Source organism: Roseibium sp. SCP14 (assembly GCF_040329475.1).
Lineage (GTDB): Bacteria > Pseudomonadota > Alphaproteobacteria > Rhizobiales > Stappiaceae > Roseibium.
In genome coordinates this window covers 469,595-491,611 of the sequence record NZ_JBDZYH010000001.1, presented here as the reverse complement: position 1 = coordinate 491,611, position 22,017 = coordinate 469,595, and the positions used below count along the sequence as shown (strand labels likewise).

17 protein-coding genes are annotated in these 22,017 nt (G+C 56.5%); 11 read left to right on the top strand and 6 right to left on the bottom strand.

All coding sequences use genetic code 11. From position 1 onward, the window contains the following. Window positions 1-8 precede the first annotated feature (8 nt). The gene (locus ABLQ08_RS02270; protein ID WP_352939009.1) at window positions 9-470 is read right to left on the bottom strand and encodes an Lrp/AsnC family transcriptional regulator; all 462 of its coding nucleotides are present in this window, start codon (window positions 468-470) and stop codon (window positions 9-11) included. Between the two features lie 104 nt (window positions 471-574). On the opposite strand from ABLQ08_RS02270, the gene ABLQ08_RS02265 reads away from it, so the two are divergent. Further along, window positions 575-2,044 (top strand): aminotransferase class V-fold PLP-dependent enzyme, encoded by a 1,470-nt coding sequence (locus ABLQ08_RS02265; RefSeq protein ID WP_352939006.1) that lies wholly within the window; start codon window positions 575-577, stop codon window positions 2,042-2,044. Window positions 2,045-2,060: 16 nt separating this feature from the next. After that, window positions 2,061-2,849 (top strand): class II glutamine amidotransferase, encoded by a 789-nt coding sequence (locus ABLQ08_RS02260; RefSeq protein ID WP_352939003.1) that lies wholly within the window; start codon window positions 2,061-2,063, stop codon window positions 2,847-2,849. Window positions 2,850-2,864: 15 nt separating this feature from the next. Here ABLQ08_RS02260 and ABLQ08_RS02255 read toward each other — a convergent pair whose 3' ends face one another. The 4 genes from ABLQ08_RS02255 to ABLQ08_RS02240 all read right to left on the bottom strand — a co-directional run bounded on the left by ABLQ08_RS02255 (window position 2,865) and on the right by ABLQ08_RS02240 (window position 6,543). After that, complete coding sequence (locus tag ABLQ08_RS02255) at window positions 2,865-3,230, bottom strand: STAS/SEC14 domain-containing protein (protein WP_352939000.1); 366 nt, start codon at window positions 3,228-3,230, stop codon at window positions 2,865-2,867. Window positions 3,231-3,360: 130 nt separating this feature from the next. Beyond that, a complete protein-coding gene (locus tag ABLQ08_RS02250) occupies window positions 3,361-3,993 on the bottom strand; it encodes an HD domain-containing protein (RefSeq protein ID WP_352938997.1) in 633 nt (210 codons plus the stop codon). Between the two features lie 66 nt (window positions 3,994-4,059). Further along, window positions 4,060-4,626, bottom strand: a complete 567-nt coding sequence (locus ABLQ08_RS02245; protein ID WP_352938995.1) for a helix-turn-helix domain-containing protein — start codon at window positions 4,624-4,626, stop codon at window positions 4,060-4,062. A gap of 141 nt (window positions 4,627-4,767) precedes the next feature. Beyond that, complete coding sequence (locus ABLQ08_RS02240; RefSeq protein ID WP_352938992.1) at window positions 4,768-6,543, bottom strand: SLC13 family permease; 1,776 nt, start codon at window positions 6,541-6,543, stop codon at window positions 4,768-4,770. A 108-nt stretch (window positions 6,544-6,651) separates the two neighbouring features. On the opposite strand from ABLQ08_RS02240, the gene ABLQ08_RS02235 reads away from it, so the two are divergent. Further along, window positions 6,652-6,774: a hypothetical protein gene (locus tag ABLQ08_RS02235; protein ID WP_352938989.1), complete on the top strand. Its 123-nt coding sequence runs from the start codon at window positions 6,652-6,654 to the stop codon at window positions 6,772-6,774. 59 nt (window positions 6,775-6,833) lie between these two features. Here the strand turns inward: ABLQ08_RS02235 and ABLQ08_RS02230 are convergent, their stop codons facing one another. Continuing rightward, a complete protein-coding gene (locus ABLQ08_RS02230) occupies window positions 6,834-7,460 on the bottom strand; it encodes a DapH/DapD/GlmU-related protein (RefSeq protein ID WP_352938986.1) in 627 nt (208 codons plus the stop codon). Between the two features lie 396 nt (window positions 7,461-7,856). Between ABLQ08_RS02230 and phnC the strand changes: the two genes are divergently transcribed. The 8 genes from phnC (at window position 7,857) to pbpC (ending at window position 21,892) form a co-directional block, all read left to right on the top strand. After that, entirely contained in the window at window positions 7,857-8,690 is an 834-nt protein-coding gene (gene phnC / locus ABLQ08_RS02225) for a phosphonate ABC transporter ATP-binding protein (RefSeq protein WP_352938983.1), read from the top strand. A gap of 56 nt (window positions 8,691-8,746) precedes the next feature. Further along, window positions 8,747-9,664 (top strand): phosphonate ABC transporter substrate-binding protein, encoded by a 918-nt coding sequence (phnD, locus tag ABLQ08_RS02220; protein ID WP_352938980.1) that lies wholly within the window; start codon window positions 8,747-8,749, stop codon window positions 9,662-9,664. 76 nt (window positions 9,665-9,740) lie between these two features. Further along, window positions 9,741-10,589 carry a phosphonate ABC transporter, permease protein PhnE gene (phnE, locus tag ABLQ08_RS02215; protein ID WP_352938978.1) on the top strand — a complete coding sequence of 283 codons (849 nt, stop codon included), beginning with the start codon at window positions 9,741-9,743 and terminating at the stop codon, window positions 10,587-10,589. Between the two features lie 11 nt (window positions 10,590-10,600). After that, window positions 10,601-11,938 carry a phosphonate ABC transporter, permease protein PhnE gene (gene phnE / locus ABLQ08_RS02210; RefSeq protein ID WP_352938975.1) on the top strand — a complete coding sequence of 446 codons (1,338 nt, stop codon included), beginning with the start codon at window positions 10,601-10,603 and terminating at the stop codon, window positions 11,936-11,938. Between the two features lie 159 nt (window positions 11,939-12,097). Then, a complete protein-coding gene (locus ABLQ08_RS02205; protein WP_352938972.1) occupies window positions 12,098-13,297 on the top strand; it encodes a lytic murein transglycosylase in 1,200 nt (399 codons plus the stop codon). Between the two features lie 165 nt (window positions 13,298-13,462). Further along, complete coding sequence (parA, locus tag ABLQ08_RS02200) at window positions 13,463-14,104, top strand: ParA family partition ATPase (RefSeq protein WP_352938969.1); 642 nt, start codon at window positions 13,463-13,465, stop codon at window positions 14,102-14,104. A 99-nt stretch (window positions 14,105-14,203) separates the two neighbouring features. Further along, window positions 14,204-19,750 (top strand): alpha-2-macroglobulin family protein, encoded by a 5,547-nt coding sequence (locus ABLQ08_RS02195; RefSeq protein ID WP_352938966.1) that lies wholly within the window; start codon window positions 14,204-14,206, stop codon window positions 19,748-19,750. 42 nt (window positions 19,751-19,792) lie between these two features. Next, on the top strand, window positions 19,793-21,892 hold the full coding sequence (gene pbpC / locus ABLQ08_RS02190; protein WP_352938963.1) for a penicillin-binding protein 1C: 2,100 nt from the start codon (window positions 19,793-19,795) through the stop codon (window positions 21,890-21,892). The last annotated feature ends 125 nt before the right edge of the window (window positions 21,893-22,017 follow it).

Genomic DNA, 22,017 nt, shown 5'->3' with positions numbered 1-22,017 from the left:
CGGGCTGGCTAAATCGGTAGATCGCGGGCATCCGCGATCGCCTCCATGGTCATGTAGGACGTGACGGTATCGAGATCGACCTTCTCGATCAGACGTTGATAGACCCGGTCGAAGGCATTCATGTCTTCGGCCACGACCTTCAGCATATAGTCGTAGTCGCCCGCAATCCGGTAGAAATCAATGACGTTCGGGATCGCCGATACCTCACCCCGAAAGGTCTCCAGCCAGTCTTTGGAATGATGCCGCGTGCGAATCATGACGAAGACTGTGAGATTGAGCCCGAGCCGTGCCGGATCCAGCCGCACCGTGTGGCCTTCGATGAGACCGCTCTCGTAAAGGTTCTTGAGTCGGCGCCAGCATGCGTTCTGTGACAGGCCAACTATTTCTGCCAGGTCCCGCTGCGACAATCTGGCATCCCTCTGCAATGCACGAAGAAGGGCGCGGTCAATATGATCGAATTTTTCGTCCATTTACGATCAAATGACACAATATTGCGTCTTTGACAATCAAACTATGTGAGGAAGCCTCACTGTGAAGGGTCGTATGATCTGAATAATTGGATTCGGAGCAAGAAATGACCCAACAAACCGGCACCGCGCTAGATCAATTTCGCACTATGCTGAAAGACCCCGATTTGATTGCCCGGTTGCGGGAAGGTCTGATCGGTGAGGGCAAAACCATCTCCGGCCCATTTGGGGAGCGTGAGCTGATCTATGCCGACTACGTCGCTTCAGGCAGGGCACTGCGACAGATCGAGGAGTTCGTGCTGGAAGAGGTATTGCCCGTCTATGCCAACAGCCATACGGAGGCGTCCTATTGCGGAAGCGCCATGACACGGATGCGTGAGGCGGCGCGGTTTGAAATCGCCAGGATCTGCGGCGCCGATAAGGCAGCCTATGCGACCGTCTTTTGCGGGTCAGGCGCGACAGCCGGTTTGAACAGGCTTGTGCATCTCCTGGGTGTCTCGACAGCGGTGGAGAAGGGAGAGAATCCTCTCGTCGTCATCGGCCCCTACGAACACCACTCCGATATTCTGCCCTGGCGCGAAAGCGGCGCAGAAGTGATCGAGATAGGAGAGGCAGGCGAGGGTGGACCGGATCTGCAGGAGCTGGAAACCGTGCTTGAAAAGGCCGGGCAGGACCGCTTGATCGTGGGTGCTTTTTCCATGATGTCCAACGTCACCGGCATCGTAACGGATGACCGGGCGGTTACGCGTCTCCTGAAGCGCTTCGGCGCCTTGAGCGTTTGGGACTGCGCCGGCTCAGGTCCTTATCTGCCCATTGAAATGAACGAAGGTACGGACGCTGAGAAAGATGCAGTGGTCGTCTCGCCGCACAAATTTGTCGGTGGTCCTGCCGCTTCAGGAGTGATGATTGTCCGCAAGGCGGCAGTCCGGATGGACACACCTGTGTTCCCGGGCGGTGGCACTGTGCGGTTCGTGTCACCTTGGGGACATGACTACACCTCGGATATCGCCTGCCGGGAAGAGGCGGGAACTCCCAATGTTGTCGGGGACATTCGTGCTGCATTGGCGTTCATGGTGAAAGAAGCGATCGGCCAGAAAACCATGGACGAACGCAACTCTGCCTGGCGGGCGAAAGCCCTGGCGGTCTGGCGGGAAAATCCGGCGATTGAAATCATGGGCAATCCCGGCGCGCGTCATGTTTTGCCGGTGTTCTCGTTCCGTGTTCGCGACCTGGAACGCGGAGGATACATTCATCAGCAGTTGGTCACGCGTATGCTTTCCGATGAATACGGCATACAGACCCGAGGCGGCTGTGCCTGTGCCGGTCCTTATGCGCATCGGTTGCTGGATATCGGACAGGAGCAGTCGGAGGCGATGCGCCAACGCATTCTGTCGGGCGAAGAACTCAAGAAACCGGGTTGGACACGGCTCAATTTTTCCGTGCTGATGACAGAAGAAAAAGCGGATAAGATTGTCAAAGCCGTGGATGAGCTTGCGCGCGCGCCGTATCCCCTTGCGGATCACTACGCCTGTGATGAAAGCACAGCGCGTTTCAAAGCCATCCAGAACGCAGCTTGAAGGATCGTGAAAGACAATGTGCCGTTGGGCTGCCTGGAGCGGAGCTCCGAAATATCTCGAAGAGGTAATCTGCGATCCTGCGCATTCGCTGATCGATCAGAGCCGCAACGCGCTTTCCTGCAAGACAGCGGTTAATGCCGACGGCTTCGGAGTGGCGTGGTACGGCGATCGCGAGACGCCGTGTCTATACAAGGATGTCCGTCCCGCATGGTCTGATCCAAACCTTCTGCAGATTGCGCGACACGTTCGCTCCGGGCACTTTCTTGCGCATGTTCGTGCGTCGACCGGAACAGCAACAACGCGGGACAATTGTCATCCCTTCACCTTCGACCAATGGACATTCATGCACAACGGGCAGGTCGGCGGTTATGGCAAGGTGCGCCGCCGCCTGGACAACATGATCCCGGACGATCTTTACCGGGAACGGTCTGGCGGCACCGACAGCGAGTGCCTGTTCCTCATCGCGCTTGCCTACGGGCTGAAGCAAAATCCGCGTGCCGCGATGACCCGGGCGGTGCACGAAGCCGAGGTGCTTTCCCGAAATTCCGGAACAACGCCCCATATGCGCTTTGCTTCTGCATGGTCGGACGGCAAAACGCTTTATGCAGCTCGCTATGCCTCCGACAAATTTCCGCCGACGCTCTACTATCGGCAATTCGATGACGGAGTGATGGTGGTCTCCGAGCCACTCGATGAAGCACGCAACTGCTGGATGGAAGTTCCCAGAGGTGACATGATCGAGGTTCGCGATGGCAAGGTGAATCAGGTCACATTTCTGAGCGATGAAAAGCTGGTCGACGCCTGAGCGTAAGTCCGGTTCTCAACTCTCGATCCAGTGCCAGGCTGTTTCGATCTCGTCCTTGTCGAAGTGCTTTTCCTGAATTCCGACCACTTTCGCAAAAGTCGCATCTACAGCAATCAGGGCTGCCAGCATCTTGCTGTCCGTTACGATGGCAATCTTGTTCAGATGCGCCATGTGCGTGAGGATCCACTTTATGTCCGCCGCGACAGCTTCCAGGGATATGCCGACGTGATCGCCCAGCACGACAAGAACGCTTATCTTGTCGTGCTCCTTGATCAGCTGTTCGGCCTGGTCGATCAGGTTCCTTTCCTGGTCGATGTCAATCTTGCCGGAAATCTCGACACCCAGTACCGGGCCTTGGCTGCGGGGCAGGATCACGAACATGTTGGTTCCTCCAAATTCAGCGGCAAACTGCCTTTGCTTGACTGGAAGAAGGTTAGTTCGTCAATTCAAGGTTGATCAAGTCGGGTTTCTCAAGTTGCGGGTTGTTCGCGTGTTTAAGGGCCGCAAACACTCAGCATGCGTGGCTGGTTTGCTCGCTTTCGAGCTCCGCGATGATTTCCCTGGTACGGGCATCCACACGGGCACGGATCTGACGGGTGAGCGGAAACCCGTCGGTGTGCGATCGGCCATAGGACAGATTGAAGTCGTGGAAAATGACGCTGCGTGGCGGCATCAGTTGATGCTGAAGCATGGTTTCCAGCTTGTCGAACGCCTTTGCAAGGCGGGCTTCGAGCGTTTGCGCCTGCGTATATTCATCCCAGAGCGAAAGCAGGTCCTGTGCCATGTCGGAGGGAAGAGAGCTGCAAAGCACCTGGAAATCGTGCCTTTCGCGCTCCTGTCGATCATCTCCCGGGTTCTGCTCAGGGGCGGGAATGTCTCCGGAAATGGCTTCGCCGAGGTCGTGGATCAGGCTGAGCTTCAGAAGCCTCAGGATATCGACCTCGCCAAGTTCCTTTTCGAATACAAGGATCATGAGTGCCAGCCGCCAACTGTGTTCGGCCGTACTTTCTCTCCGGCCGTTCCGGGTTGAACCTGAGCGAAGCGTGTCCTTCAGCTGTTCGGCTGCCTGGAGAAACCCCAGGAGACCGGACAATCTCATGTCGTCTGCTTCCAGGGCGACGGAAGCTGTGTCTGTTTTAGTCATGCCGTCCAGTTTAGCGGGCATCCACCGGTGCTGCGATGGCATGAATATTTTATGCGGGAGCCGGAATTACGCCGCCGGTTCATCCCGAACCAGCCGCGCAAACCGTCCATCGGAGAGGGGAAGGCGAGAGATGCGAATTCGGCTTTGCGGAATCGTCAATTCGGCGAATTCCGCCCGCTCCGTCTCATAGACAACGTCCGGTCCAAGCGGTTCGAACCATCCGTGCTCAGACAACTGATGCTCAACGGTTCGGATGCTCTCAGAAGCAAAACGCCACAGCGGGCGATCCATCAGTTCCGAAGTCGGAATACGCCAGTTGACGGTTCTTGCGGGAGAGGCCGCCAACAGTCTGTGGGTCAGGTCGCAGACAAGGTGCACGGGCATAGAGGCCTGGGTGACAAGGTCAAGCAGCGCCCTGTCCGCGGCGGTTTCCGGTCGCGCGCGCAAGAGCTGCGTGATCTTGAGCCGGTCCGCTCCATTTGGCTGCGCATCACCGCTTTCCCAACGGGAAATCCGGCTCTGGGAAACACCCAGATCGCGGGCAAGGGTTTCCTGCTTGATGCGATTCAGCACGCGCCATCTGCGTAGGGAAGGGCCCAGACTGGTTTCAAGGACTGCGGTTTCTGTCGGCATGGCGCAATTGTAGCGACAAAATTCACAAAGGGGGAGTCGTCAAGGTGTGTTGCGACTGTGGAGATCCTGCCAGGACTACCTGCCCGAAGTCCCCGATGGAACCGGATGTGTCCGGATTGCGAAGTCGATCCGGGAGCAAGGTTAGAAGGGAAAAAACAGTGGAATCACAAGTGTCGCCATCGCCGCGAAAATGAAATTGAGCGGCAGACCGATGACCAGAAAGTCCCTGAACTTGTACCCGCCAGCCCCGTAGACGAAAGTGTTGGTCTGATATCCGATCGGGGTTGCAAAACTGGCCGAAGCCGCAAACATCACGGCAATTATAAAGGGACGGGCGTCGAAGCCCAGTTCCAGTGCCAGGTCAATGACGATCGGACCGACGAGAACGGCAACCGCATTGTTGCTCACCATTTCTGTCAACACGCTGGTCAGAACATAGACCGCCGCCAGAACAGCCAATGGACCGACACCTTCGACAAGCCTTACGGCGGTTTCGACAACGATTTCGGCTGCACCGGTCGTCTCCATACCCTGACTGAGCCCCAGAAGACCGAAAATCAGCAGCAGAATGCGCCAGTCGATCGCCTCGACGGCGTCCTTCGGGTCGATGCATTTGGTAAGCATCACCACCACCGCCCCGATGACGGAAAGTCCGGCGATGGGCATCACGTTCAGGGCGGCCAAACCGATCACGCTCAAGATGACTGCGACCGAGATCGGAGCCCTGCGCCTGCGCATCGCCGGTTCGGAAGGCTGGGAAAGGTTGATGATTTTTCCATCTTTCAGGAGGCGCTCGATACCTTCTGCCGGTCCCTCGAGCAAAACCGTATCGCCGAGCTGCAATTGGATACTGTCGGTTCTGGACGTGATGTTCTCGTCCTTCCGATGAACGGCAAGGACATAGACCCCGTATTTTCTTCTTATTCCAAGGTCGCCCAAAGGGCGGCCAATGAGGGTCGACCGGGGTCCGACACCGGCTTCAAGCAGCAAGGTCGAATCGTCCGTCACCGGCTCCAGACTGGTGTCTTCCAGCTCTCTGAACGCGACCTGCCGATTGTCCTTCAGTCCCAGGATTTCGCCTGTATCGGACTGGATCACGATGCGGTCGCCTGCCTGCAGGGTAATGCGGTCCAATTGCCTGCGCATGGACAGACCATTCCGCACCACATCCAGAATGGTGACGCTTCCCGGGTCGAAGGGCAATGACGAACTCGGTTTCCCGATGTAGCGGGATCGGGGCGGAACCACGAGCCTGGAGACGAACGCCCGCTTGCCTTCCTGGGCGAGAAGATTGGCAAGGGAGGTACGGTCCGGCAACAGAAATCTGCTTGCGATAACCATGTAGACCATGCCGACGGCCGCGAGGATCAACCCCGGAAGGGTCATTTCGAACATGGATACCGGTGCCAGGCCACTATCGGTCGCGACGTCACTCATCAAAATGTTGGTGGAGGTTCCGACAAGCGTCAGTGTGCCGCCGAAAATCGCTGAAAATGACAAGGGGATCAGGAAACGCGAGGGCGACAGCCCGAGGCCTGCGGCAATCGATATCATGACGGGTGTCATCAGGATGACGACGGGCGTGTTGTTCATGAACGCAGAGGCAAGCATAGTACCGATCATCATGATCAGTATGGCTCGCAGGAAAGAACCTTTGGCCTGCTTCTGCAACAGATCACCCAGATACGCCAGCACGCCCGTTCGCTCCAGGGCAGCGGAAATGATGAACATCATCGCGATGGTGATAGGGGCACTGGAACTGAAAACGCTCAGGAAGTCCCGTGTCTGAATGATGCCGGTTGCAAGAAGGGCGGCAGAGGCTGAAAGTGCAATGACTTCCGGCGGATAGAATTCCTTGAAAAAACTGATGAAGACGACGCCAATCAATACAAAGACGAAAATCTGCTCAAAAGTCATATTTCCGATTTCCGTTGGGCGTTGACCTGTGCTGTCTGCAACGAGATTTGCAGAACCGGCCACAAGTTGCAATTCCCGTCTTCTCCTCTTCGTGGGACCTGTCCATTCATGGCTGCGCCTGATCACGTCACCATTGGGATCTGTCCTATCCGCTGGTTGCCGAACCGGTGGCGCTACGGAAATGCGACGTCACTCGGCACCTTCCTGGATGGGCTGAAAGGTCCCTTGTGACCAGAGAAACGAGCAAACCACGGAGCCGGAAAAGGTCGCGTGACAGCCTGACGGACTGATCAGCGGTATTTTTCGATAAAAGCATCAATTGGCAATTGCCGAAAATCCGGAAGACGCGCCTTCAGTTGCTCATGGGACCAATCCCACCAGGAGATGTCCATCAACGCCTCTTCCTGCTTTTCCGTAAAACGCCGCTTTATCGGCTTGGCGGCAACACCACCAACAACCGTGTAGGGAGCGACATCTTTCGAGACGACCGCTCCCGCGGCGACGATGGCACCGGTGCCGATCGTGACCCCGGCCAGAACTGTAACGTTGTGACCGATCCAGACATCATGGCCGATGGTGACCCAATCGTCCTTTCGCCATTGAAAGAAGCCGGTATCGTCGTCGCCCAGGCCGTAGGCAGCCGCTCTATAGGTGAAATGATGCTGGGATGCCCGCCAGGTGGCGTGGTTGCCCGGATTGATCCGCACCCGTCGGGCAATCGAACAGAACTTGCCGATTGTTGACCAGACGACATCGCCTTCCTGCACGACGTATGAATAGTCGCCCATCTGGCTTTCACGCATTTCCGTGCGTGCTCCGACTTCGGTCCAGACACCCAACTCACAGTTCTGGACATTTGCTTCCGGATGAATATTCGGTGCTTCGGTAAGGCAATGCTTTTGGACAGGAGAGGACATGGAGGCTCCATCGGGAAGGAAAGTGATCGCGGCCGTGTTTAACGGGTGCCGAGTGAAGGCCGGTGACGGTTTGGTGACGGTATTATGACTGTATCCAGTTCTTGTAGCTGTGTGATTGTAGAAAGACGGAAAAAAATCGACCGAAAATACACCATCCTCCAAAGCACTACTGCCACAGTACTGCGTTACGGCTTTGGGTAGTGCCCAGTGTTCGAAGGCTTTGAATCAAAATGGCAATTCTTGAAATTCAGATCAAAGCGGCGTGAGTGCTGATCGGGACCTTCATGGAACCGTCATAAATCTTTGATCTTCCATACAAAAACCTGTCATCTGACTGTAATCGTCCGATGGCTCTTGTCGCCCAGCACTTCGAACAAACACGGACAGGGCTGGCGGGTGATTCAGTTTCAGGACGTCACAAAAACCTTCGGGACAAGGACTGCGGTCAACAAGGTCGGTTTCAACATCGACAAGCCGCAGATGGTCGGGATTATCGGCCGATCCGGGGCAGGCAAATCAACACTTTTGCGCATGATCAACCGGCTGACACCGGCAACTTCCGGTCAGATTCTGTTCAAGGGGCAGGACATCCTCGGCCTCAAGGGCGGAATGATGCGCCGCTGGCAGCGCGACTGCGCCATGGTGTTTCAGCAGTTCAATCTCGTTCCGCGCCTCGATGTGGTTACCAACGTCATGCTTGGTCGCCTCAACGGCCACGGCACTATGAAAAGCCTCTTCAACATCTTCAGCGCCGGCGATGTCAACGATGCGCTCGTTGCACTTGATCGCCTGGGAATCGTTCAGGAAGCGGCCAAGCGCGCAGAAGAACTTTCCGGCGGCCAGCAGCAGCGGGTCGCGATTGCCCGCGCGCTGATGCAGGACCCGTACATGATACTGGCGGATGAGCCGATCGCGTCCCTTGATCCGATGAACGCCAAGATCGTCATGGACGCGCTGCGGGAAATCCACGAGCGCGACAACAAGGTGGTTATCTGCAATCTGCACACGCTCGACACGGCGCGTGCCTATTGTGACCGTGTCATTGGCATGCGCGACGGCTTTCTTGTTTTTGACGGAAAGCCCGAAGAGCTGACCACAGCGGCCGCCCGTGAAATCTACGGTGCCGACGAAAGTTTCAACGAGGCAGCCACTTCCACTGCCATCGACACCGGCCAGACCGGTTCTCAAGAATCCGCCGGTGCGATGACCCCGGCGGCAGCAGCGGTTTGAGCCGCTCGTGCACCCTTTAAACGTCATCAGATTCAGACTCTCGGGGAGTGTCCCAAATGAAATTCGTTTCCAAAGTTGCTGCGCTTGCTGCCGTCAGCACGATCGCTCTGAACGCTTCGATCGCCGGTGCTTCAGAAATCACCGAGTTCCGCATTGGTATTCTGGGCGGTGAAAACGCTTCTGACCGTCTGCGCGCCTACGAGTGCCTGGAACAGAAAACCGCCGACCTGCTCGGTGTTCCGGTCAAGCTCTTCGCTCCGGCCGACTATAACGGCGTTATCGAAGGTCTGCTTGGTGGCAACCTTGACATGGCCTGGCTTGGTGCATCCAGCTACGCAAAAGTTTACCTGACCGATCCGGAAGCCGTTGATCCGGTTCTGGTAAAGGTGAACGTCGATGGCGGCTATGGCTACTACTCCATCGGTTTTGCCCGTGTCGACAACGAGATCAACTCTCTGGAAGACATGAAGGGCAAGGTATTCGGCTTCGGTGACCCGAACTCCACTTCCGGTTACCTGATCCCGTCCATTGCCATCCCGCAGGAAGGCTATTCCATGAAGCCGGGTGAGTATTTCGGTGATGTTGTCTTTACCGGTGGTCATGAGCAGACCATCGTTGCTGTATCCAACGGCGACATCGACGGCGGCGTGACCTGGGCTGACGGTCTTGGTGAGTGGGAAGACGGTTACAATTCCGGTGCCCTGCGCAAGGCTTCCGATGCAGGTCTCGTCGACATGACCGAGCTGCGCGAAATCTGGCGCTCTCCGGTGATCCCGGAAGGTCCGATCGTTCTGTCCAAGAAGTTGCCGGAAGACGTCAAGATCAAGATGACGGCTCTGATGGCATCCTTGAACTCCATGGACCCTGAGTGTGCTTACGGTGTTGCTGCCGGTGAAACCAAAGGCTTCATGCCGATCACACATGATGCCTATGTCAACATTGTTGAAGCCCGCAAGGCGAAGAACAAGAACTAATCGGTTCCTTTGAACCTCCGCGCGGGCCGGATTTCGGCCCGCGCTTTCAAATGACCTCCGTCAAAGGACATTGGTAATGGCTGTTGCCGCACTGGAGCAGGAAATCCTCTCCTTACGCAAACGCCGCCAGCTTTACTCCCTGATGGGATTGCTGCTGGTCGTTGCGGTTCTCGTCTCCGGATATTCCAAATCGAACGAAATGAATTCCGGCGGCTTCTTGCAGGGCCTGTCCAAGTTCTTCGACTACCCGGGCGAAATCGTCGCCGAGGCCTGGGAGGCCGGACCCGCCTTTTTCGGTCTTGTCCTGCAATTCGTGCCGGCGATGCTGGAAACGCTGAACATTGCGGCGGTCGCCACACTGCTGGGTGGTGCGATGGCCGTGGTGCTGGCCATGGCCTCAACTCGCAACGTTGACAGCTGGGGTCCGCTCATTCCGGTGGTCCGGCGCATGATGGACATCATGCGTGCATTTCCAGAGCTGATCATTGCCCTGTTTCTGATCTTTGTACTTGGGTCTAGCCCGGTGCCGGCCATGATCGCGGTGGCCTTTCATACCGCCGGTGCGCTGGGCAAACTCTTTTCCGAAGTGAATGAGAATATCGATCGCAAGCCGATTGAGGGGCTGTCAGCTTGCGGTGCCAACTGGCTGCAACGCATCCGCTACGCGGTCATGCCGCAAGTCGCGCCGAACTATCTCAGCTACTTCCTGCTGCGTCTTGAGATCAACGTGCGCGCCTCGGCCATTCTCGGGTTTGTAGGCGCCGGCGGTATTGGTCAGGAGCTGCGCCGCACGATTGGCTGGGGCCAGGGGGCGGGGGACGAAACAGCGGCGATTTTCGTGTTGCTGTTCGTCACTATCATGCTGATTGACCAATTGTCTTCTTATCTGCGCGGCAAACTTGTCGGCGCCGGACGGGCTCATTGAGGAATTTCGAAATGGCTGTCGACACGCTCAATGAACCTGCCTTCGACCGTAACACGGTCTTTGAAAACGTTCGCCGCCGCGCCTGGATGACGATTGGCGTCCCGGCAGCGGTCCTGCTCTATCTGACCTACACCTGGTTTGCCTTTGGGGTTCCTCAGCTTCTCTCCAAGGCTCAACCGGAAAGAGCGGCCATCCTTGCGACCGACTCCGTCGCCTATAAGATTCACGTCACCAAACTACTTCGCCGCGACATCATGGAAGTGGCAATCGAAGGAGAGCGCCGGGCGACCTACGCGCAAGAGGAGTTGCCGGAATGGGTCGAGGTTGACGGAACCGACGCAATTGTCGATCTGGGCCAGGGATATGAAGTCACGATCACCGGAAAGGTGATGGAATTCACGGTCCCCGACTACGGCACGATCAAGGTAACGGCCACCAACAGCGGTGTTGAAACAGAACTTCCCCCCGGACCGGTTCCGGACTGGCTGAAAGATGATCCCAAGAAGTTCAACGCGAGACCGACGTTGGACCGGCGCGTTCAGGTGACACGGACCAAAATCGAAGTTCACAACTACTTCGCCGGTTGGGAAAACTTCTGGTTCCCCTTCAATTCCGAACTACACGGTTTGTCATTCAGTCAGCTCTGGGCCCTGGCGCTGTCTGACAAGCGTGTTGATCCAAGCCAATCGAACATGTCTTTGATCATGCACGATTTTCTGGGGAACCCGGATTGGCAGCACGGTGAAATTTTCACGGCACTTTTCGAGACCATCATGATGGCGGTGCTGGGAACGCTGACCGCAGCATTCTTTGGTTTGCCATTGGCGTTCCTGGCCGCGCGAAACTTTACACCCTCCAAGATCCTCCGGTTTGGCACCCGGCGCCTGTTTGATTTCCTGCGTGGCATCGACATGTTGATCTGGTCTTTGATCTTCATTCGCGCCTTTGGACTTGGACCGCTGACAGGAGCGCTGGCTATTGCATTCACTGACACGGGCTCTCTGGGCAAACTGTTTTCCGAAGCGCTCGAAAACATCGACAACAAGCAGGTTGAAGGTGTTCGGGCGACCGGAGCAAACCAGCTGCAGAGATACCGGTTCGGCGTCATTCCTCAAATCCTGCCGGTATTCGTCTCGCAGGTGCTTTACTACCTGGAGTCCAACACCCGCTCTGCAACCGTGATCGGCGCCCTGGGAGCGGGCGGTATTGGCTTGATGCTGGTGGAAACGATGAAGACGTCACGTGATTGGGAGAACACCAGCTACATCATCATCCTGACCATTGTTGTGGTGATCATCATGGACCAGACGTCCAGTTGGTTGCGGCGTAAGTTGATTGAAGGAAAGTAACTTCCTTCAACCGATGTGACGCGAGGGCCCGGTTCACGACGTGAGCCGGGTTTTTCCTTGAGAATTCTCTGAAAAAGCAACTGACCGAATTTTTGCCGCATTTCCGTCGCGTGAGCGTGTCAGCGTTTGAAAAGTGATTCAAGGCTGATGGAGGGGCTGATGCAGCGAAACGTTTGGACCGGACTGGTGAAACTGGCCGTTTGGACCGGACTTGGATTGGCCACCACAGGCGGATCCGCCCTGGCGATTGAAAGCTGTGTTGCGTCATTGAAAAAACAGGCGATTTCCGCCGGAGTGAAGCCGGAGGTCGCCGAACGCATGCTTTCCGGAGCTGCTTTCGACGAGAAGGTGATCCGATTTTCAACGACACAGCCTGAATACAAGACGGAAATCTGGGATTACATGGCTTTTCTCGTGGATGCTGAACGCATCAAGGATGGTGAAAAGAACCTGAAGAAGCATAAGCGCACTTTGACCGCGATCGAAAAGCGCTATGGCGTTAACCGTCATGTCGTTCTGGCTGTCTGGGGCATCGAAAGTGACTATGGTCAGTTCCGTGGTGACTTCTACACGCCCCACGCGCTCGCCAATCTCGTATGTGCAGGAAAGAAAAGGCAGAAGTACTTCCGTGGCGAACTGATAAAGACGTTGCAGATTGCTTCGCGAGGGGATGTTCCAGCTGATGATTTTCGCGGATCCTGGGCGGGAGCATTCGGCCAGACCCAGTTCATGCCAAGTACATATAACAGCCTTGCGGTCGACTTTGATGGGGATGGCCGGAAGGACCTTGTCAATTCTGTGCCGGATGCGTTGGCTTCAACTGCGAACTTCCTCAAAAACGCGGGATGGCGAGACAGCCGGCCCTGGGGCTTTGAAGTCAAGGCGCCCAAAGGCTATTCCGGGCCCTCCGGACGAAAGAAATATGCATCCCTTGGCACATGGGGCAAACGTGGCCTGACCAAGGTCGGCGGTGGCAAACTGTCGGGAAAACTTGAGGCGGCATTGATCCGGCCGGCAGGAGCAAACGGTCCGGCTTTTCTGGTCACCCGTAATTTCCGCGCTCTGCGGTCGTACAACGCTTCCACCTCCTATGGTCTGGCGATTGCCTTGTTGTCCGAACTGGTTTCCGGCGGCGATCCCATCCAGACCCCCTGGCCGACAGACAATCCGGGTCTTTCGCGCGCTCAGCGTCTGGAGCTTCAAAAGCTCCTCAACAAGAACGGGTTTGATGTCGGTGCGCCGGATGGGAAGGTCGGACCTGCTACGCGGGCAGGAATCCGCAAGGCTGAAGCCAAACACGGCATGCCTGTGACGGGCAGACCCTCTTGGAATGTCTACTACGCGTTGGGTGGAAGATAGCGTTTTAAAGACAACAAGTTAAGCAAGGTTGCGTAGGGGCTGGCAGCAGCCTTTGCTTTCTGTCTTCTTGAGATTACACATCGTTAATTTGGCTGTGCGGGAAAGATTTGTTGCATTGCAGCACCCGGCGACGCATTCTGTCGCGGACTTTCTGGAGGTTATTGCATGTCCGGTCGGATCTTGACTGTTGCGCAGCAAAAAGGTGGTTCTGGCAAAACAACCCTGGCGGCGCACCTGGCGGTGGCGCTCGCGAAAAAATCAGGCGAGCCGGTCGCAATTCTCGATGTCGATCCGCAAGGGTCGCTCGGAACCTGGTATGAAGCCCGGGAAGACAAACTTGGAGAGGAGGGCACTGGTCTGGAGTTTCGCACGGCCTCCGGCTGGGGGGCTCGCCGTGAGGCAAGGTCTCTGGCCAGATCCCACGGCTATGTCGTTGTCGATACGCCGCCGAAAACCGATACAGATGCCAGACCTGCCATCGATGCTGCCGATTTCGTCATCGTACCGGTGCAGCCGACACCGGTGGATCTTTGGGCGACATCTCAAACGATCGATCTTGCCGTACGTGAAAGCACACCGGCTATCCTGGTGCTCAACCGTGTTCCACCACGTGCCTCACTGACAGGAGAGATGGCTGACGCAATCGCCGCATCGGGCTATGACACGCTGGACGCGCGACTGGGCAACAGAACCGTCTATGCGGCCGCGATGGGTAAGGGAATTGCGGTAACCGAGGAAGCTCCGACCAGCAAAGCTGCTCAGGAAATTGACGTTTTGATCAGCGAACTCGTCAGCCGGGTTGGGTGATGGAACGTCAGTAGAGTTCTTCCCGACATCAATTTTGCCTTGTCCTTGTCACCTTCAGGTGCCTTGATAGAGAAAATTCTCGGCCCCGGAGGACAGGCCATGATTCCTTTTACGCGTTTTATTAATCGAGTTGACAACAAGACGGATCAGAAAGCCGGAACCATTTTCAAAACCGTTCTGCTGACCTTTCTGATTGCAGGCGGCGCTGCCACGCAGGCCACTGACGGACAAGCCCAGGAAAAGCGCATCGTGACGATCGATGACGCGGACTTCTTCGGCAGTGACTACAGGACCGTCAAGGACGTTGACCTGGAAGGCTGCAAGTGGGCCTGTTTGCAGGACAATCAGTGCCGCGCGTTTACATTCAATACATCAGCGGGATGGTGCTTCCTGAAAACGGACTTCGGCGAACTCCAGAGTTTCGCGGGTGCGATTGCAGGCCGCGTTGTCGAAGTGAAGCAACCGCGTGCAGACCTCAGCACTGATCGACGGGCTGAACTGACTTTCCTGTCGAAGCAGTTTTTGGAAAGCGCTGAGACCTACTCTCAGGGCATTGCCAATTCCGTTCGCACAAACGGCCAGACTACCGAACAGTTGCGGCGCAACGGTTTGTCCGCACTCAACAGCAGGAACGGTGCTCTTGCGGAAGCCGACTTTCTTCAGTTGGTCGCATTGGAGCCAGGGGATTTTGAAGCATGGATCCAGTTGACCACTGCCTTGCTGCTTCAAAGCCCGGATGATTGGCAGGAGAGGATCAACAAACAGAAGAATGCTCTGTCTGCCTCGATCAACGCCTATTTGCGTGCCGTCAATCCGCAGGAGCAGGCCTTCTCTCTGGATCTTCTGGGGCGGGCTCTGGAACGGCGCAGCGAATACAAGTCGGCAATCAAGGCACTGCGCGCGTCATTGGCGCTGGAAAGCGATGCGAATGTGCAGCGCCGGTACGAAGAGCTGGTGGCACAACACGGGTTTCGCATCGTCGATCATCAGGTCGACTCCGACAGTTTGTCTCCGAGAATTTGTCTTGTCTTTTCTCAGAAGCTGCCTCTTGGCGAAGATCTGAGCCCTTATGTATCCGTGAAGGGAGCAGGCAAAGTTGCTATCGAGACTGAAGGCAATCAGATTTGCGCAGACGGCCTTGAGCATGGGGCGCGATACGAGGTAACCGCCAGAAGCGGATTACCTGCCGCAGACGGTGAAAAACTTGAGAAATCAGCCGATCTTTCAATCTACGTCAAAGACCGGTCACCGTCCGTTCACTTCCTGAGCAGATCGTATGTTCTGCCCTCTGGTGGAAATCCGACAATTCCGATTGTTTCGGTCAACACTTCGGAAGTCGAAACATCAATCTATCGCGTCGGCACGCGGTCGGTCGCGGATGTTCTGAGAGACAACAGGTTCTTGCGACAGCTCGATACCTATAATGCCGACCAGATCGAGGAGGAGCTCGGCGAGAAAGTCTGGACCGGAATTGTGGAGACTGAAAACCGGCTGAATCTGGACATTACGACTGCAATTCCTCTCACCGACATTGGTATCGGTCTGCAGCCGGGCGTTTATGCCATGACGGCCCGGTCGAAGCTCGACAACGACACCAGATGGGGCGGCAGCCTGGCGACGCAGTGGTTTCTGGTTTCGGATCTTGGCCTTACCGCTTTGAGCGGAGACAACGGCATTGCCGCCAACATTCGTTCGCTTTCAACGGCAAAGGCGCTTGAAGGCGTTTCGGTACGATTGCTGGCCGTAAACAACGAGATCCTTGGGGACGCAACCAGCAATGCGGAAGGATTTGCCGAATTTCCGGTGGGCCTGACACGAGGCCGCGGCGGTTTGGCTCCCGGGGTATTGGTCGCCGAAACCGGGGAAGGAGACTATTCCTTCCTGGACCTGCGCAAGCCCGCCTTCGATCTCTCCGATCGGGGTGTGGAGGGCAGACCGTCCCCGGGTCCACTAGATGTTTTTGCCTGGACAGACCGGGGTATCTACAAGGCCGGTGAAACCGTTCATGCGCAGGCTTTGCTTCGAAATTCGAAGGCAAATGCGCAAGAAGGGCTTCCGTTGACATTTGTCTTCGTTCGCCCCGATGGTGTCGAACATGCCCGGTTTACGGTGGACGACGCTGGGCTTGGTGGCCACTTGCGCGACATGACGCTCAGCGGTTCGGCTCAACAGGGTATCTGGTCATGGAGTGTGTATGCAGACCCGAAAGGTCGTGCTTTGGCGCAAAACACGTTCCTGGTTGAAGATTATCAGCCGGAACGGGTCGACTTTGAACTCCAGACCAATGCGTCTGCTTTCAGCAGGTCCACGCCAACACCGATCTCCCTGGACGCAAAATTTCTTTATGGATCTCCGGCCAGCGGACAGACATTGGAGGGGGATCTCATTGTACGGCCGGTTCGCACGCTTGCGACCTATCCGGGTTATCAGTTCGGTCTCGAAGATCAGCAGGCCTATTCACAACGAGAGGCTCTTCCATCCGGCCTGAAAACCGATAGCGAAGGCAAACTTTCATTCGAGGCCTCTCTGCCTGAGCTACCGGAAACAACAGGATTGTATGACGGGGAGCTTATCGCACGCCTTGTCGAAGCAGGTGGTCGGTACGTTGAGCGCGACCTGGATCTGCCTGTTGCTCTGGATGGTCCTCGCATAGGGATCAAACCGGAATTTGACGGCGGCGTGGATGAGGGCGGTCCCGCGGGATTTTCCGTGATCGTTGTTGGTACTGACGGAAAACAACAAGACGCCACCGGTCTGACCTGGACTCTTTCCAAGATCGACCGTCGATATCAGTGGTACCGGCTGGACGGGCGCTGGTCGTTTGAACCGATCACCACGTCCCGGCGCGTTGCCAATGGAGAAGTTGACATCAAGGCTGCCGAGCCTGCCAGATTGTCCCTTCCGGTCGAGTGGGGTGAATATCGGCTGGAGGTTCTGGGCAGCGGAAACCTGCAGACGGCCACAAATCTAACCTTCAACGCTGGATGGTACACAGCCGATGCGACATCGGAAACGCCTGATTATCTTGACGTAGGACTGGATAAGTCTAGCTATCGGGCGGGGGAGACCGCCAAGCTGCGCTTGAAGCCTCAGATGTCGGGAATTGCGGTTGTGAACGTGATTTCCGGCGGTCTTCTGGCAACCCGCACCGTGGAAGTTTCAGGCGAGGAAACGGAAGTGGACATCCCTGTCAGCGATGATTGGGGCGCGGGCGCGTACATCACGGCAAGCCTTTACCGGCCTATGGATCTGAACCAGAAGCGCATGCCGTCGCGTTCAATCGGTTTGTCCTGGTTGCAGGTTGAGCCGGGAGACCGGGTGCTCGATGTCGAAATGGATGCACCGGACCGTATCCTGCCGGAAACGACCCTGGATGTTCCGGTTCGGATTGGAAATCTTGAATCAGGTGCAAAGGCTTATTTCACGCTGGCCGCCGTTGATGTCGGGATTCTCAATCTGACCGGCTTTGAAACCCCGAACCCGGACAAATGGTATTTTGGCCAGCGTCGGCTCGGGACTGATGTCCGGGATCTTTATGGTCAATTGATTGACCGGATGGCGGGCACTCTGGGCCGGGTGCGTTCTGGTGGTGATGCCATGGGGATGCGCCTGAATGCTCCCCCGCCTGACGAAGAACCTGTGGCTCTGTTTTCCGGACTTGTGGAAGTTGGCGTGAATGGAGAAGCGACTGTTTCCTTTGATGTTCCGGCGTTTAACGGAGCACTCAAACTCATGGCGGTGGCCTGGACGGAAGAGGGGGTCGGTCATGCGGATCAGGAAGTCGAGGTACGTTCGCCGGTCGTGATGACAGCCAGCGCTCCTTTATTCCTCGCGCCGGGTGACAGCTCGCGTGTTGCCATTGAAATAGACAATGTCGATGGCGCTGCCGGTCGATATCAGCTTGATGTTTCAGTATCCGAAGGACTTTCTCTGAGTGACGGGAATGCCCGACAAGTCCGGGAATTGGAAATCGAAAAGGGCAAGAAAGTCTTGTCCCTGGTTCCGGTGAAGGCAGGAAGCAGCCCGATTCCAGGCGAAGTCATTGCGTCCGTAACCGGCCCTGAAGGCGAAGTCTACGTGAAGCGGTTTGGCCTGGAGATCAGGAACACACAGCCCGATGTGGTTCGTCGTTCTTCCTTCCAGCTGGCCTCCGGCGACAGCCTTACCCTTTCAGCCGATGCGTTTGACGGACTGCGGGCCGAGACGGTGAATGTCACGCTGACAGCAGGTGGTGCGGCAAATATCGACGTTGCTGGATTGCTGTCTGCGTTGGATCGCTATCCTTACGGCTGCACCGAGCAAACCACGAGCCGCGCCCTGCCGCTTCTTTACTTGAGTGATGTTGCCGAGGCGGCAGGTTTGGGAACAGACGATGCCATTCGCGAAAGGGTCGTCAAGGCAATAGCCGCGGTTCTGGCCAATCAGTCTTCATCTGGCGATTTCGGGCTCTGGAACAGTTACGGCGACGGCGATACCTGGCTTGACGCCTATGTCACGGATTTTCTGACCCGCGCCCGAGAGAAGGGCTACAGGGTTCCCGACCTCGCATTCACGACCGCGCTGGACAATCTGGAAAACAGGCTTGCCTATGCTTCGGACTTCCAGGACGGCGGGGAAGGGGTGGCCTATGGCCTCTATGTGCTTGCCCGAAATGGTCGGGCGTCCATGGGAGACCTGCGTTACTACTTTGACGCCAAGCTTCAAAGCTTTGCAACGCCATTGGCAAAGGCTCAGATCGCAGCCGGGCTCGCCCTTTATGGAGAGCAGGAACGCGCGGCGACTGGGTTCAGGGCAGCGTTGACGGCCCTTCCTCAAGAAAAAACAAAGACCTACCGTGATGACTTTGGTTCCGTGCTGCGTGACAGTGCGGGAGTAGCCGATTATGTCGTTTCCACATCAATGGGTGACAAGCTGAAGAATGAAGCGGTTGACCTGCTGAAATCAGCACAAAACAAGACCACCAACCGGTCTACCCAGGATATGGCGTGGCTTCTTCTGGCCGCACAGGCGCTGAATGAGACCGCTGAAGAAGCGAATATCTCCGTTGACGGGGTTGAGACTCCCGGCAGATTGGCCTGGTCACTGAAGGGTGGAGAAATCGCGGCAGCTGCCACCGATGTCAAAAACAACGGATCCGGAGCGACTGACCTTCTCGTCTCTGTCTCCGGACAACCAATCCGCCCTGAACCAGCCGGTGGCAAGGATTATTCCATCGAGCGCACGGTCTATGACCTGGATGGCAATCCCGTTGACCCGTCGGCAGTTCCGGTGAACACCCGGCTGGCGGTCGTGGTCACGGTTCGCGCGTTGACCGACCGGCCCGGTCGCCTGATGGTCGTTGATCGTTTGCCGGCCGGACTGGTGATTGACAATCCGCGACTTGTGCGGTCCGGGGACCTTGGTGGACTTTCGTTCCTGTCTATTGTCGATCAGCCTGAACATTCCGCGTTCTACTCGGACAGGTTTGAAGTTGCGGTCGATCAAACACGTCAAGGCGGTCAGCAATTGACCTTTGCCTATCTGGCTCGTGCCGCCACTCCTGGGGAATTCACCCACCCACCTGCGTCCGTTGAGGATATGTATCGCCCGGACAGACGCGCGATCACCGATACCAGCCGGTTCGTTGTGCTGGGAGCGACGAGATAGGGCCCAAGGGTCATGACCATGAGACCGCAAAAGGGGCGCCGAATGATACGGTGGTGGACTTCTGCTGCTGTCGCTGGAGTTTTGCTTTTGTCCCTTTGGGGGGCAGTCAAGGTTCACAGTGATTTCAAGTCACTGCCTTCTCCGCCCCAGATTGCCGACTTGTCCTTGTCCACGGTGGTTCTGGACAGGAACGACGAGCTGCTTCGCGCCTTTGCAAGTCAGGACGACAAGTGGCGTCTTCCGGTCGAGCTGAAATCCGTTGACCCGCTTTACCTGAAAATGTTGCTGGCCTTTGAGGACAAGCGCTTTTTTGAACACAACGGGATTGATGTTCGTGCGCTGCTTCGTTCGGTCTTGCAAAGCATCAGGCACGGACGGCTGGTATCGGGGGGCTCGACCTTGACCATGCAGGTTGCGCGCCTACTCGATGAAACCCCAACCAAAACCCTCAGCCGGAAATACGAGCAATTTCTGAAAGCCGCTCAATTGGAAACGGTCTATTCGAAGGAAGAAATTCTTCAAATTTATGCACTGAGGGCGCCATTTGGCGGCAACATAGAAGGAATTCGTGCCGCAAGTCTGACTTGGTTCGGCAAGGAACCGACCAGACTAACCCCGGCGGAGACGGCGTTGCTGGTTGCGCTGCCCCAGAGCCCGGAGACCAGGCGCCCTGACAGATATTCGGACAATGCCGTCCGGGCGCGCAACAGAGTTCTTGATAGAGCCGTTGCCGCCGGTGTCCTGTCAAAGGAAGAGGCAGCTTCAGCCGCCGCCGAACCTGTTCGAACGAAGCGTTACGCAATGCCCCTTTATGCCGCGCACGAGAGCAGGCACGCACGCTTTGGTTCTCCAGAGAGGAATGTGCATCGCCTCACAATCGATCGGAAGCTTCAGGTCGCACTCGAGAAAATGGCGCGTCAGAAAATTGGGACCTATCCAGCTCCGGTTTCAATGGCGATCATGGTTGCCGATCATCAAAGAGGAAATGTGCTTGTCAGCATTGGGGCTCCCGATCTTCTGGATACCAGCAGGGTAGGGCATGTCGATATGACCCGTGCCATTCGCTCTCCCGGTTCAACGTTGAAGCCTTTTATCTACGGACTGGCGTTTGAAGAGGGCGTTGGAGTTCCCGAAAGTCTGATTGTCGACCAGCCAACCAATATCGGGGGATACCAACCGACAAATTTCGACCAGGCATATCAAGGCACGGTGACGTTGCGCGAAGCCTTGCAGCTTTCCCTGAATACACCCGCTGTCCAGCTGCTTGAGGCCGTCGGGCCCGCCAGATTGATTTCGCGGCTGAAACGGGCAGGAATTCGACCTGAGATGATGGGAGGGACAAAGCCTGGCCTTGCTATTGGACTCGGGGGTGTGGGACTTTCCCTCAAAGACCTGACCCAGGCATATGCTGCGTTGGCCCGTGGCGGGAAGCCGGTGTCTTTAAGTGTTTGCCGGAAAGCTTGCGGATCGGTGGAACCGATGCCCAAATCCGGGAGCGTTCTTTCTGGAAAGGCAGCCTGGCTCGTTGGCGACATCTTGTCGGAACTGCCGCAGTACCAGGCCGAGATGAAAACGAGGCTAGCTTATAAAACCGGCACCGCCTACGGCTATCGGGATGCCTGGGCCGTCGGATACGACGGTCGATATGTCGTCGCAGTCTGGTTAGGCCGACCCGATGGTTCTCCCGTTCCCGGCGAAACCGGGTCGAGTGCGGCCGTGCCCGTGTTGCTCGATGTGTTTCAAAAACTGGGGCCGTCGCGTGTTCCCTTGCCGAAGGCTTCCGAGAGCTTGATGCTTCAATCGAATGCCGCCGTGCCCGCGGCGTTACAATTCGCGCGGATTCAGGGGCGGCCCAGTGCGCTTACTGTGGCCAGCAATCTTCGGATAACGTTTCCACCTGATGGTGCAGAATTGGACCTTGGTCTGAGCAGGCCACAAGATTCGGAAAACGCGTCATTACCCCTGATTGTAAAAGTCAGCGGTGGCAAGCGGCCATATGCCTTTCTTGTCAATGGCACTCCGCTACATGCGTCCGGTTTTGAGACGCAGCTTGCCTGGAAACCGGAAAGCCCCGGATTCGCAAATATCACTGTTCTGGACGCTAGAGGGCAGTCTGCCCGCCTCACGGTTCAGCTTCGGTAACAGTCTGTCAAACAGCTCACGTGATTCCGTTTTCGATCGTACTGGACAGCGCCAGAGATCGATTGCCGATTCGAAATCCCGTGGTGTCCGGGAGGAATTTCGACCAACAGGATCGAGACCAGAAC